Here is a 12,116-nt window from a genome sequence, read left to right on the forward strand (position 1 = left end):
ACGGCCTGGGTCAGGCCGGGTCGTTACGCCGCAACAGTTCTTCGGGCAGGTGCTCGATGTACTCGTCGTCCGGCGGCGGCATTTGCAGGTGGTAACCCTGGTTGTCGAGGTTTTCCAGCACCTTGGCGATGTCCTCGCGGGCCAGTTTGCGCTCGGGGCTCAGCACCAGGTCGAAGGCATGCACCGGGGTGCCGAAGAACGGCAGCAGCCCTTCAGGCACGCGCTCCAGACCCTCGGCCTTGAGCACGTAGAGGTACATCTCGTTCTTGCGAGGGCTCTTGTAGATCGAACAAATGCGTTTCATCGAGGTTCTCCGGCGCCTGCCAGGCTATCGAGCAGGGCCTGGCCCATGCGCTCGCGACGCCAGCCGCGCAGCGAATCGGGCAGTTGATAGGGGCCGTTGGGGTAGCCGCTTTTAAGCAGGGCTTCGAGGGTTTTCTTGCGCAGCATCAGCTCCGGGGCAATCTGCAAGCGCTCGCCTTCCGCCTGGCCAACGGCGCGCAGTCGCTTGAGGATGCCGGCTGCCTCGATCGGCAGCGGCTCGGGCAATGGCTGCGGCCATTGCTCGGGCGGCAAGGCAGCAGCGCGCTGCATCAGTTCGATGAGGAACTCGCCGTCCTGGCGGATGGTGCGCGGGTGCATGTCGTCGATCTTGGCCAACGCCGACAGGCTGCTGGGCTGCCCCTTGGCCATCGGCCACAGGGCATGCTCCTTGAGAATGCGGTTGCGCGGCACGTCACGGCCACGGGCCTCGCGCTCGCGCCAGGCGCACAGCTCGCGCAGCACCGACAGCTGTTGCGGTTGCAGCTTCCAGGCCAGCTTGACGTCGCGGTACAGGCTTTCCGGCTCGACTTCGCGACGCAGCTGGGCCACGAGCTCGGCGCCGTCGTCCAGCACCCAGGCGTACTTGTCGTCCGACAGGCGCGGACGCAGGGCCTCGAACAGCTCGGCCAGGTGCACGGCATCTTCGGCGGCGTAGCTGACCTGGGTCTCGGACAAGGGGCGTTGCAGCCAGTCCGAACGGGTCTCGCCCTTTGGCAGCTCGAGACCCAGCACTTCCTGCACCAGGCGCGAATAGCCCATCGAGAAGCCAATGTTCAGGTAGCCGGCGGCCAGTTGCGTGTCGAACAGCGGCTGCGGCAGCTTGCCGGTCAGACGCAGCAACACCTCCAGGTCTTCGCTGCAGGCGTGCAGCACCTTGACCACGGCGCCGTCTTCGAGCAGCTCGGCCAAGGGTCGCCAGTCGCGGATCAACAGCGGGTCGATCAGGTAGGCATGCTTGCCATCGCCGATCTGCACCAGGCCGGCTTTCGGGTAGAAGGTATCGACCCGCATGAATTCGGTATCGAGGGCCACGAACGGCAGTTCGCGCCAGCGCCGGCAGTGCTCGGCCAGGCTCTGGTCGTCACGGATCCAGTGTATTTCGATGGCCACGAGGCTCTCCCACAAACATTGGCGCGCAGTATATACGGCGTGGGCGCTGGGGGTGAAACCCGGGCCATCCGTGGTGGATCAATGGTGCTCCGCTCAAGACCTGGCGGCCAGCCAGGGCCGGCACCCGGCGAACAGGTCCAGCGACTGCCGGTAGACCCCGGTCTGCACTTGCAACAGCCCGAGCATCGAGTGGAACAGGTTGTCCTGGCTCAACGGCGCACCACGCAGCTTGCCCAGGCAGGCAGTGTCGACGGCGAAATCCTTCTGGTAGCTGTCGGAGAACCACATCAGCAAGGGCACGTGTTTCTGCTGGTCCGGGGCGATGGCGTAGGGTGTGCCATGCAGGAACAGGTTGTATTCGCCCAGCGACTCGCCGTGGTCGGACAGGTAGATCATCGCCGTGTCGACCTTGTCCTGCTTGCCGCGCAAGGTGTCGATCAGCGCCGACAGCAGGCTGTCGGTGTAGGCCAGGGTGTTGTCGTAACCGTTGGTGATTTCGTCGCGGCTGCACTGGTCCAGTGCGTTGCTGCGGCATACCGGCTGGAAAGGTTCCTGGCCTTGCGGGTAGCGCTTGAAGTATTCCGGGCCGTGGCTGCCCATCTGGTGCAACACCAGCACGGTGTCCCGGTCGAGGTTGTCGATCAGCTCGTCCAGACCTTGCAAGAGGATCTGGTCGTGGCATTCACCGCCAGCGCACAAGGTCGGGTCCTTGAGGTTGCTGAGGTCGACGAACTGCACCCGGTCGCAGGTGCCCTTGCAGCCAGACTGGTTGTCACGCCACTGCACGGCGAGGCCGACACGCTGGAGGATATCCAGCAGGCCTTCGCGGTTCTTGGCCACCCGGGCGTCGTAGTCCTTGCGCGGCATGCCGGAAAACATGCAAGGCACCGACACCGCCGTTTCAGTGCCGCATGAATGCACGTCGGTGAAGCCCAGCAGGCCCTCTTGCCTGGCCAGCTTGGGCGTGGTGTCGCGGGCATAGCCGAGCACGCCGAAGTTGTCGGCCCGTGCACTCTCGCCCACCACCAGGACAGTCAGCGACTTGTGGGCATGCTGCTGCCAGGCCGCCTCGCGCCGGGCATCTTCGCCATAGTGCTGGAAGGGTTGGGCAGCGCTGCCCAGGCGTTCGCTGGCATAGCTGAACGAGGCGCCAACGATGTTGCTTGGCGTCAGCATCAGGCGAATCTCATGGTGGTTGCGCAGCAACGACGCCAGGCCTTGGTAGTTGGCCAGCCCCACCGAACCCACGGCCACCACGCAGGCCCCGCTCACCACCAGCTTGCCCAGCAGTTCGCGGTGCCAGGTGCGGTAGGCGATCGGAGCCTTGATCACCAGCAACGAAGGCAGCACGCCAAGCCCCAACAGATAGAGGGCAAACTTCAGCGAGAGCAGGTCACGGACTTCGGCGGGGTTGGTTTCGGCGATATTGCGAAACATACCGCCATCGATAAGTACGCCATAGTGGTTCATGAAGTAAGCGACCCCTGCGCCGCTCATGAACAACAGGATCAATACCGGTTTGAGTATGTAACGGAAGGCCAGTAACGTGAGCACCAGGTTGAACGCAAAGAACATCAGCACAGCAAATGCCAGCATCAACCAGAGCCCGACCACGCCGGGCGGCACGACACTTTGCAAATGCTCCCAGAGGTAGGCGTTGAAGCCAATCAGCAGGTACAGGCTGGCCAGCAGCGTGACCCATTCGGCCCGCAGTTTCTTGAAGTTGAGCATGATGATCGCATCACCGTTCGAGTGTCGGCCCCTGTGCCGGAGGCAGGTGGGGAAGTGGGCCGAATTGTGGGAAGCGTACCATCAATATTTTGTGAAAAAGACGCCAACAATCGGTAATGCTGGCGCCTTGGCATATTCTTTAACTTTCATTCAGCCGTTATTCAGCCAGGCAGGTGAAGTTTGGCGTACGGCTCGCGATCGATATCCAGTACTTCCACGCACAGTTGGATATCCAGCCCGGCCTGGGCTGGGATCGCCTCGCGCAGCACTTCCAGCAGGCTTTCGGACAACTGCTTCTTCACCAGAGGCGTGCGCCCACTGAGAATCGCCAGACGCACGTGGGCGAAGGCGCGCTCGCCAGGGGCAGAGCCGACCCGGTAATGGGAGAAGGCCTGGGCGCGGCTCTTGATATCCAGCTCTTCGGCGAACTGGCCGCTGGCGAACAGGGTGCTGTTCAGACGCAGCAACAAGGTATCGACCTTCAGCTCGCGCAGGTTGTCGCTGTATTCCAGGTTCAGGTGGGGCATGGCACTCAGGTCCGGGTGATGTCAGGAAGCGACAGCCTACGCCCCCACCCAGCCTCGCGCAAAGCGGCTATCCTCAAAGATCAGCGCCTTTCGCCAACCCCAGAACAGAGGTGAAGAAATGCCCGTTCCGCATGACTTGCTAGCCGACCTGCACATCACTGCCGACCATTTTCAGGCCTTGATCGACAAGGACCAGACGCTGCACCAACTGCACAAGGACTACAACGCCAAGGACAAGGAGGTGGTAGCCGCCGAAGGCAATGGCACCGCCGACGATGCCGTCAGCCGCCTGCGCAAGGAGCGCCTGCTGATCAAGGACAAGATCGAGCGGATCATCCATCCACCGAAATCCTGAATACGTTCCCACACTGATTCGCCAGTTCCTGAACCCTCGCGGGGCAAGCCCGCTCCCACAGGTTCCCCGCTGTATTCGAAGCAGCGGGGAACCTGTGGGAGCGGGCTTGCCCCGCGATGACGTCAGCTGCCGTTACACCAAGGCCGCAGCCTTCAGCCCCGCTTCCAGGTCATCGATCAGGTCGCGGTAATCCTCGATCCCGATCGACAGGCGCAGCAGGGTCTCGCCAATCCCCATCAGCCCTTTCTGCTCCGGGCTCAGGGAGTTGTGCGACATGCTCCAGGAGTGGTTGATCATGCTCTCCACGCCGCCCAGCGAGTCGGCCAGGACAAAGATCGACAACGCCTCCACCAGGCGATTCACCGCGGCCCGGTCGCCCTTGATACGCATCGCCACCACCGCACCGCCGGTACGCATCTGACGCTTGCACAGCGCATGCTGCGGATGGCTCTCAAGCCCTGGGTAGAAGACCTGCTCCACCTGCGGATGCCGCTCCAGGTGCTGCGCCACGCGCAAGGCGTTGGCGCTCTGGCGCTCCATGCGCACATCCAGGGTCTTCAGGCCGCGCAACGCCAGGTAGCAGTCGAACGGCCCCTGGATCGCCCCCACCGCCATGCTGATCTTGCGCAGGCGCGCCAACAGCTCGGCGTTGCCCGCCACCACTACGCCGCCGGTGAGGTCGGAGTGACCACCGATGTACTTGCTCGCGGAATGCATCACCAGGTCCACGCCCAGGGTGATCGGCTGCTGGTTCCACGGCGAGCAGAAGGTGTTGTCGATACAGGTAAGGATGCCGCGCTCACGCGCCAGGTCGCACAGCGCCCTGATGTCCACCAGGTGCAGCAGCGGGTTGGTCGGCGACTCGAGCCAGATCATCCGGGTGTCCGGGCGAATGGCGGCGGCGACGGCGTCCAGGTCGTTGAGGTCCACGTAGGTGGTGGTCAGCCCCGAGGTGACCGAACGGTAGTCTTCCATCAAGCGGAAGGTGCCGCCGTAGACGCCGTTCATCACCACCACATGGGCGTCCTTGGGCAGCAGCTCGAGCACCGTGGCGGTGGCGCTCACGCCCGAGGCGCAGGCTACCGCGCCTACGCCTTCCTCGAGCGCCGCCACACAGGTCTCGTAGGCATGCCGGGTAGGGTTGCCAACGCGGCTGTAGGCGTATTCGGGGTGATCGTCCAGGCCGCGCTTGATGAAGGAGCTGGAGGTGACGATGGCCGGGAAGATGGCATTGTCGGCGACGCTGGACTGCTCGCCTGCGTGGATGGTACGGGTGGCGAAATTGCGCGGTTTGTCGGACATGGTCGGGTCCAGTGACTGAATGAGTGACGGAAAGAAAGGCGCCACTATGGCATATCCATCGCCTGCGGCAATGGTCGTGGAAAAGCATTCCTTACCTGGGCTACTCTCGAGAAACTTTTTCTCCACACAAGCCCTTTTCGCCATGGACAGTTTCGACCAGCACATCCTCACCCTGCTCCAGCGTGACGCCTCGATGTCTCTCAAGGACCTCGCCGAGGCGGTCAACCTGTCCACCACGCCATGCTGGAAGCGGGTCAAGCGCCTTGAAGAGGACGGCTACATACGCGGGCGCGTGGCCCTGCTCGACCCTGAGCGCCTGGGGCTGGGCCTGAGCGTGTTCGTCCAGCTCAAGACCCAGCGCCACGACAGTGCCTGGCTGGAGCTATTCGCCAGGACCGTGACCGGCTTCGAGGAAGTGATGGAGTTCTACCGCATGTCGGGCGACTGGGACTACATGCTGCGGGTAGTGGTCAGCGACATCGCCGCCTACGACCGCTTCTACAAGAAGCTGATCACCAGTACCGAGGGCTTGTCGAACATCACCTCCAGCTTCGCCATGGAGCAGATCAAATACACCACGGCGTTTCCCGTACGCCGCTAAGGCGGTGATAGACGCCACTTATCAAGCGGTCGGTCAAAGCAATTTGACGCCAGTGCCAACTGGTTATAGCGTGGGAATTGTCCGCCGCATTCGCGCGGCCCTTACCCCTTGCACGAGCATCCAAGTGGAAGAACGCACCCAGGCCCTGATCGACGGCTTCAACCGAAGAATCGACTACCTGCGGATGTCGGTTACCGACCGCTGCGACTTCCGCTGTGTCTACTGCATGGCCGAAGACATGCAGTTCCTGCCGCGCCAGCAGATCCTCAGCCTCGAAGAGCTCTACCAGGTCGCCGAACGTTTCGTCGCCCTGGGTACCCGCAAGATTCGCCTGACCGGTGGTGAACCCCTGGTACGCCAGGGCATCGTCGAGCTGTGCGGGCGCATCGCCGCCCTGCCCGGCCTGCGCGAACTGTGCCTGACCAGCAACGGCTCGCAGCTCGGGCGCTTGGCCCAGCCGCTGTTCGATGCCGGTGTAACCCGCTTGAACATCAGCCTCGACAGCCTCGATGCCGCGCGCTTCAAAGCCCTGACCCGCACTGGCGACCTGGCCCAGGTCATCGAAGGCATCGACGCCGCGCGCCGGGCCGGGTTCAAGCGCACAAAGCTCAACTGTGTGGTGCTCAAGGGGCGTAACGACGATGAGCTGGTCGACCTGGTGCGCTTCGCCATCGACCGCGAACTGGACATCTCCTTCATCGAGGAAATGCCCCTGGGGGTCATCAGTGAGCATGAGCGCGGCGAGTCGTTCTATTCCAGCGAGCAGGTGCGCGAACGCTTGGCCGAGCACTTTACCCTGATCGAGTCCGCCGAATCTTCCCAAGGCCCAGCACGCTACTGGCGCCTGGCCGAGGCGCCGAACAGCCGGGTCGGTTTCATCTCCCCGCACAGCCATAACTTCTGCGCCACCTGCAACCGCGTGCGCCTCACCGTGGAAGGCCGCCTGCTGCTGTGCCTGGGCAACGAACACTCCATGGACCTCAAGCAAGTACTGCGCGCCCACCCCGGCGACAGCGCCCGCCTGGAAAGCGCCATTCGCGAGGCCGTGCATCTCAAGCCCTACCGCCATCATTTCGAAGTGGGCGGTGAGGTGCAGATCCTGCGCTTCATGAACATGACCGGCGGCTGACCCGCCCAGGCCGAACCGCCAGGCTGGCGGGTGCCGGTAGCCCACCTGCCGAGCCAAGACACGACCCTGCCCCTGCAGCAGCGGGTTTGCCCGCGAAGCAGGTACTGCGGCGCATGCCAGGTGCCCGACGCCCTCGATCACTTGCATCATATGGCCATTAATTAATGATGGCCTGCCTGGACGCACTTGGTTAAGGTCGTCATATCTCCGCCCCAGGCCACCCCATGGACATCAAGCAGCTCAAGTTCCTCATCGCCCTCGACCAGACCCGCCACTTCGGCCAGGCCGCCGCGCTGTGCCACATCACCCAGCCGACCCTGTCGATGCGCCTGCGTAACCTCGAAGACGAACTGGACCTGGTGCTGGTCAAGCGGGGCCAACGCTTCGAAGGCTTCACCGAGGCCGGCGAGCGTATCCTGGCCTGGGCCCGCACCCTGCTCGCCGCCCACGATGGCCTGCAGGCCGAGGCCGCCAGTTGCCGTGGCCAGGTGGTCGGCAGCCTGCGCCTGGGTACGGTGCCGCTGGCCAGCTTCAACCCCATGCGCCTGCTGCTGCCGCTGCGTGAGAAATACCCAGAGCTGCACTTCCAGCTCAGCGCGCTGAGCTCCGAACAGGTGGTCGATGGCTTGAGCCGCAACCAGCTGGACATGGGCATCTGCTACCTGGACCAAGTCAGCACCAACTATTTCGAAGTGATCGAACTGGGCACCACCACCATGGGCCTGCTGCACGACACCCGCCACTTCAACTTCGATGGCCCGCAACTGCGCTGGGAAGACCTCGGCGACCTGCCGCTGGGGCAACTGAGCAAGGGCATGCACTACCGCCAGTCGCTGGACCTGAGCTTCCGCAGTCGGGGCCTGGAGCCCTTGGCGGTGCTGGAGAGCGACTCGACCTTCCACCTGATCCAAGCGCTCAACGCCGGTATCTGCTGCGCGGTGATGCCGCTGGACTGCGGCCTGGAAAACCTCAGCGAGCACCTGCGCATCATTCCGGTGGTCGATGCCAGCATCCATAGTCCGTTGGGCCTGCTGCTGCGCCGTAGCGAACCACGCTCGGCAATTGCCGAGCAGTGCTTTGCCGAGGCCAAGGTGTTGTTCGGCGCCGCCAGCTGACACCTGCTACAGGGTCTGCGGGTAACTCTGGAAGCGGGCTTGCCCGCCAAGCGCCACACCCCGGCGCTACTTGCCAGGCACCGGCAACGCCGCCTCACTGTTCCAGCCACTCACCGGCCGGCTGAACAGGTTCTCGGTGGTGAAATGCGCCATGCGCCACTGCCCCTCTTCCAACGCAAACGCTACGCGCAACTGCGCGGCGTTCAGGTGCGAGGCGCCGCTGGCAAAGGTGCTGGTCTGCAACATCACCCACTGCCCCTCCCCACGCTCACCATCGACCTGGATCACCTCGCTGGTGAGAAAGTGCACGTTCAAGGCAAAGTGCGCCGGCGGCTTCATGTAGGTGGCGAACATGTCGCGGATCGCCTCCCGCCCGCGGTAACCGCCAAAGCTGTTGGCGTACTTCGCGCCCTTGCCTTCCCAAAGCGCCTCGCGGGTGAACAGCCCGGCCAGCTCATCCAGTGGCGTGTCGGCATCAAGGCGGTCGCACAGGGCCATGTAGCGGTTGATGCACACGCGAATCGCCTGCTGGCTTTCGAACGCCTGCAAGCGTGCCTGCAACGCGGCGAGCTCGCTCATACGCCACCCCGCTGCACGTTCAGCAACAAGCGCTCGGCAATCGCCAGCAACTTCTCGTCGGCGCCCTTGGCCGCCACCAGTTGCAGGCCCACCGGCAGACCGGCTTCGCTGCCCAGGGGAATGCTCAAGGCCGGGTGACCGGACAGGTTGAACGGCCGCACCAACGAGGTCATGCCCAGCACTGCGCGGGTGTCGGCGGCGTCTTCAAGGCGCAGCGGGAAGTCCGGCAGGGTCGGCAGGGCCAGTACATCGAAGCTCGCCAGGGCCTGGTCGACCTCGGCGGTGAAGCGCTCGCGCACTTGTTCGGCTTCAGCCAAGGCAGCATCACGGGTCTGCCCGGCCGCAGCCAGGCGACCGGCGATGTCGGCGCCCACCTTGCCGGTTTCCAGCAAATGGCCACAGGCTGCGAAGGTCTCGCGGTTGATCACCACCATGCCGGCCTCGTAAGCCGCGCCGAAGTGCTGCAATTGAACGTTGCCCAGCGCCAACCCGCTGGCCGCCAAGGTAGCGTGCACCACCTTCTGGATGGCTGCCTCGGCAGTCACCCGCAGCACACCGATGCGCACGCTGCCCGGCACCTGTGCGGGGCAGAACGTGGGGTCGATCATGCTCATGGCCCGCACCAGCATCGGCAGGCTGGCGGCGAACGGGCCGACGCAATCGAGGCTGGTGTGCGTGGGCATTACCCCGGCGCGGCTCACCCGGCCAAAGGTCGGCTTGAAACCGAACACGCCGCAGCAAGCGGCCGGCACCCGCACCGAGCCGCCGGTATCGGTGCCCAGGCTGAAATCGGCCAGGCCCAGGGCCACCGCCGCCGCCGAGCCACTGGAGGAGCCCCCCGGAATACGCCCAGGGAACCGCGGGTTCGGCGCGGTGCCGGTATGGTGGTTGATGCCGGTGGTGCCGAAGGCCAGTTCGTGCAGGCCGACCTTGCCGGTCAGGCGTGCGCCGGCCTTGAGCAGCAGGCGCACTACCTCGGCGTGCCGGTCGGCCAGAGGCGCGTCCTGCAAGGCAGGGCTGGAGGCGCGGGTGGCGCTGCCGGCAACGTCGATGGTGTCCTTGACCATGACCCGTGGACCATCGCCACCGAGGTCGAGGGTTTCAACGATGATGCTCATGACGTGTCTGTTCCCCTAGCGAGCGACGCCGTACGTGGCGCCTGCGTTAAGTTGATACATCAACATGAATATTCCCGTAATATGCCTGGGTTTTCGGCGAACCCGCTGCCGACACCCCATGACGAACTTCCAACCTGTCAGTGAAACGATGAGTCAAGCGAAGAAGAAAAGCACCAGCCATCACGACCCCGCCAGCGACGATTTTCGCAAGGAGGACTTTCCCTTCTACTGGCTGGCCCGTGTACACGGACGCTACACCCAGAACATGGAACGGCTGCTGAAGAAGGTCGACCTCGACGTGCCGCGCTGGCGGGTGCTGTGGATCCTCAACGAGAACGGCGAGTCGAGCATTTCGGAAATCTCCACCCACGCCATCGCCAAGCTCTCCACCATCACCAAGATCGTCTACCGCATGAAGGAAGACGGCCTGGTCGAGACCGCCACCAGCGCCGACGACGGCCGGGTGACCCAGGTACGCATCACCGAGGAAGGCCTGCACACCATCGAGCGCATGCAGGACGTGACCCGCGAGCTGTTCCAGCGTAGCTTCAAGGGCCTGACCGATGCCCAGGTGCAGCGTCTGAACCGCATGCTCGAAGTGGTGTTCCACAACCTCGAGAGTTTCTGAGGCCTGCGCTGCTACACCTATCCCTGTGGGAGCGGGTTTACCCGCGAAAAGAACACCGCGGTGTATGGCCAGGGCTACGCCCTGGTTCGCGGGTAAACCCGCTCCCACACCGTCCTCAAGAGGCTCAACAAGCCTTCGACGCCTCGCTCACCCGGTGATACGCCCGGTTGAAGTACACCAGCCCATCGTCCGCGCCACCCTGGCCGATGCCCTGCACCTCGCAATAGAAGATGCTGTGCGAGCCCACTTCATGCACCTGGGCGATGCGGCAGTCGAAGTTCACCAGCGCCTCCTGCATCACCGGCGCCCCGCTTTCCAGCACGCTCCAGTGAGTGGTGGCGAAGCGCTCTTCCATGCTCATGGTCTTGTTGGCGAATGCCCCCGACAGCGCCTGGTGCGTGCCGGCCAGCACGTTCACGCACAAGGTGCCATTGGCCTTGAAATGCGCGTTGGAGTGGGAATTGCGGTTCATGCACACCAGCAAGGTGGGCGGTGAATCGGTCACGCTGCACACCGCCGAGGCAGTGAAGCCGAAGCGCCCGGCAGGACCATCGGTAGTGATCACCGAGACCGCGCCGCCGAGCATGGCCATCGCGTTGCGAAAACTGCTTGTGTCGACCATGGTCGTTCTCCTCAGATATCCAGCACGAGTTTCTTGGAGCGGGCCCGCGAGCAACACACCAGGATCTGGTCGTTGGCGGCTTTTTCGTCGTCGGTCAGGTACACGTCGCGGTGGTCCGGCTCGCCTTCGAGCACATCGCACAGGCAGGTGCCACACACGCCCTGCTCGCAGGAAATCTCGATCTTGATGCCTACGCCGGCCAAGGCGTCGAGAATGGTCTGGCCCTCGGCAACCTGCACGACCTTGTTGCTGCGCGCAGCGACCACCTCGAAGCTGTCGCCCGAGGCGTCCACCTCGACCTGGAAGTACTCCTTGTGGATATGGTCCTCGGCATAGCCCTGGCTGCGAGCCCCGGCGATCACCCAGTCCATGAAGCCCGACGGGCCGCAGGTGTACATATGGGTGCCGACCTGGGCCTTGCCGAGCACGGCGGCCAGGTCCAGGCGCTGGGCCGGGTCTTCGTCGTCGAAGTGGGTGCGCACCTTGTCGGCGAAGGGCGCATCGCCCAACTCCTTGAGGAACGCGCTGCGGCTGCGCGAGCGGCCGCAGTAGTGCAGCTCGAACTCAGCGCCGCACTGGTGCAGCGCATGGGCCATGGCGATCATCGGGGTGATGCCGATGCCCCCACCCAGCAGGATCGAGCGCCGCGCCGAAGGCTCCAGCGGGAACAGGTTGCGCGGCGCGCTGATCTGTACCTCGCGCCCTTCCAGCAAGGTGTCGTGCACGCCCAGCGAACCGCCGCGCGAGGCGGGGTCCTTGAGCACGCCCAGGCGGTACACCTGGGCATCGGCCGGGTCGCTGCACAGCGAGTACTGGCGCACCAGCCCCGGGGCGATGTGGATATCCACGTGCGCGCCGGCCTCGAAGCGAGGCAGCGACGCGCCGTCGGTGCGGGCCAGGTCGAGGACGACGACGCCGTCGCCCTGCACCTCGCGCTTGCGCACCACTACGTTCAACAATTGTTCAGTCATGGCC

General features: G+C 64.2%; 14 protein-coding genes. 5 read left to right on the forward strand and 9 right to left on the reverse strand.

Features of this window, described 5'->3' with window-relative positions:
* Nucleotides 1-10: 10 nt before the first annotated feature.
* The 4 genes from RAC97_RS11890 to RAC97_RS11905 form a co-directional block, all read right to left on the reverse strand.
* Nucleotides 11-304, reverse strand: coding sequence for a YcgL domain-containing protein (locus RAC97_RS11890; RefSeq protein WP_375099479.1), 294 nt, complete (start codon nt 302-304; stop codon nt 11-13).
* Nucleotides 301-1,434 (reverse strand): ribonuclease D, encoded by a 1,134-nt coding sequence (gene rnd / locus RAC97_RS11895; protein WP_375099480.1) that lies wholly within the window; start codon nt 1,432-1,434, stop codon nt 301-303. The genes RAC97_RS11890 and rnd overlap by 4 nt, the downstream gene beginning before the upstream one ends.
* Before the next feature lie 93 nt (nt 1,435-1,527).
* Nucleotides 1,528-3,165 carry a phosphoethanolamine transferase gene (locus RAC97_RS11900; RefSeq protein WP_375099481.1) on the reverse strand — a complete coding sequence of 546 codons (1,638 nt, stop codon included), beginning with the start codon at nt 3,163-3,165 and terminating at the stop codon, nt 1,528-1,530.
* A gap of 161 nt (nt 3,166-3,326) precedes the next feature.
* Complete coding sequence (locus tag RAC97_RS11905; protein ID WP_375099482.1) at nt 3,327-3,692, reverse strand: 5-carboxymethyl-2-hydroxymuconate Delta-isomerase; 366 nt, start codon at nt 3,690-3,692, stop codon at nt 3,327-3,329.
* 118 nt (nt 3,693-3,810) lie between these two features.
* On the opposite strand from RAC97_RS11905, the gene RAC97_RS11910 reads away from it, so the two are divergent.
* Nucleotides 3,811-4,047 (forward strand): YdcH family protein, encoded by a 237-nt coding sequence (locus tag RAC97_RS11910; RefSeq protein WP_375099483.1) that lies wholly within the window; start codon nt 3,811-3,813, stop codon nt 4,045-4,047.
* 132 nt (nt 4,048-4,179) lie between these two features.
* Here the strand turns inward: RAC97_RS11910 and RAC97_RS11915 are convergent, their stop codons facing one another.
* Nucleotides 4,180-5,361, reverse strand: coding sequence for a trans-sulfuration enzyme family protein (locus RAC97_RS11915; RefSeq protein WP_375099529.1), 1,182 nt, complete (start codon nt 5,359-5,361; stop codon nt 4,180-4,182).
* Nucleotides 5,362-5,491: 130 nt separating this feature from the next.
* Here RAC97_RS11915 and RAC97_RS11920 point away from each other — a divergent pair, with 130 nt between their 5' ends.
* The 3 genes from RAC97_RS11920 (at nt 5,492) to RAC97_RS11930 (ending at nt 8,194) form a co-directional block, all read left to right on the forward strand.
* Nucleotides 5,492-5,950, forward strand: a complete 459-nt coding sequence (locus RAC97_RS11920; RefSeq protein WP_375099484.1) for an Lrp/AsnC family transcriptional regulator — start codon at nt 5,492-5,494, stop codon at nt 5,948-5,950.
* Nucleotides 5,951-6,074: 124 nt separating this feature from the next.
* The gene (gene moaA, locus RAC97_RS11925) at nt 6,075-7,079 is read left to right on the forward strand and encodes a GTP 3',8-cyclase MoaA (RefSeq protein WP_375099485.1); all 1,005 of its coding nucleotides are present in this window, start codon (nt 6,075-6,077) and stop codon (nt 7,077-7,079) included.
* A gap of 224 nt (nt 7,080-7,303) precedes the next feature.
* The gene (locus RAC97_RS11930) at nt 7,304-8,194 is read left to right on the forward strand and encodes a LysR family transcriptional regulator (RefSeq protein ID WP_375099486.1); all 891 of its coding nucleotides are present in this window, start codon (nt 7,304-7,306) and stop codon (nt 8,192-8,194) included.
* Between the two features lie 66 nt (nt 8,195-8,260).
* Here RAC97_RS11930 and RAC97_RS11935 read toward each other — a convergent pair whose 3' ends face one another.
* Together RAC97_RS11935 and RAC97_RS11940 are read right to left on the reverse strand one after the other, a co-directional pair.
* Complete coding sequence (locus RAC97_RS11935; protein ID WP_375099487.1) at nt 8,261-8,773, reverse strand: nuclear transport factor 2 family protein; 513 nt, start codon at nt 8,771-8,773, stop codon at nt 8,261-8,263.
* Complete coding sequence (locus RAC97_RS11940; RefSeq protein WP_375099488.1) at nt 8,770-9,891, reverse strand: amidase; 1,122 nt, start codon at nt 9,889-9,891, stop codon at nt 8,770-8,772. Before RAC97_RS11940 ends, RAC97_RS11935 begins: the two co-directional genes overlap by 4 nt.
* A gap of 148 nt (nt 9,892-10,039) precedes the next feature.
* On the opposite strand from RAC97_RS11940, the gene RAC97_RS11945 reads away from it, so the two are divergent.
* Nucleotides 10,040-10,519 (forward strand): MarR family winged helix-turn-helix transcriptional regulator, encoded by a 480-nt coding sequence (locus RAC97_RS11945; protein WP_375099489.1) that lies wholly within the window; start codon nt 10,040-10,042, stop codon nt 10,517-10,519.
* A gap of 124 nt (nt 10,520-10,643) precedes the next feature.
* Here the strand turns inward: RAC97_RS11945 and RAC97_RS11950 are convergent, their stop codons facing one another.
* Nucleotides 10,644-11,141 (reverse strand): flavin reductase, encoded by a 498-nt coding sequence (locus RAC97_RS11950; RefSeq protein WP_375099490.1) that lies wholly within the window; start codon nt 11,139-11,141, stop codon nt 10,644-10,646.
* Nucleotides 11,142-11,152: 11 nt separating this feature from the next.
* Nucleotides 11,153-12,112, reverse strand: coding sequence for a PDR/VanB family oxidoreductase (locus RAC97_RS11955; protein ID WP_375099491.1), 960 nt, complete (start codon nt 12,110-12,112; stop codon nt 11,153-11,155).
* Between the last annotated feature and the right edge of the window lie 4 nt (nt 12,113-12,116).

The organism is Pseudomonas sp. LS_2 (assembly GCF_042709235.1).
Taxonomy (GTDB): Bacteria; Pseudomonadota; Gammaproteobacteria; order Pseudomonadales; family Pseudomonadaceae; genus Aquipseudomonas.

Excerpts from the sequence above, each read along its gene's own strand:
- RAC97_RS11935 (WP_375099487.1), bottom strand. The coding sequence starts at position 8,773 with ATGAGCGAGCTCGCCGCGTTGCAGGCACGCTTGCAGGCGTTCGAAAGC.
- RAC97_RS11905 (WP_375099482.1), bottom strand. The coding sequence starts at position 3,692 with ATGCCCCACCTGAACCTGGAATACAGCGACAACCTGCGCGAGCTGAAG.
- RAC97_RS11910 (WP_375099483.1), top strand. The coding sequence starts at position 3,811 with ATGCCCGTTCCGCATGACTTGCTAGCCGACCTGCACATCACTGCCGAC.
- RAC97_RS11930 (WP_375099486.1), top strand. The coding sequence starts at position 7,304 with ATGGACATCAAGCAGCTCAAGTTCCTCATCGCCCTCGACCAGACCCGC.
- RAC97_RS11945 (WP_375099489.1), top strand. The coding sequence starts at position 10,040 with ATGAGTCAAGCGAAGAAGAAAAGCACCAGCCATCACGACCCCGCCAGC.
- RAC97_RS11900 (WP_375099481.1), bottom strand. The coding sequence starts at position 3,165 with ATGCTCAACTTCAAGAAACTGCGGGCCGAATGGGTCACGCTGCTGGCC.
- RAC97_RS11955 (WP_375099491.1), bottom strand. The coding sequence starts at position 12,112 with ATGACTGAACAATTGTTGAACGTAGTGGTGCGCAAGCGCGAGGTGCAG.
- RAC97_RS11890 (WP_375099479.1), bottom strand. The coding sequence starts at position 304 with ATGAAACGCATTTGTTCGATCTACAAGAGCCCTCGCAAGAACGAGATG.
- RAC97_RS11950 (WP_375099490.1), bottom strand. The coding sequence starts at position 11,141 with ATGGTCGACACAAGCAGTTTTCGCAACGCGATGGCCATGCTCGGCGGC.
- RAC97_RS11940 (WP_375099488.1), bottom strand. The coding sequence starts at position 9,891 with ATGAGCATCATCGTTGAAACCCTCGACCTCGGTGGCGATGGTCCACGG.
- RAC97_RS11920 (WP_375099484.1), top strand. The coding sequence starts at position 5,492 with ATGGACAGTTTCGACCAGCACATCCTCACCCTGCTCCAGCGTGACGCC.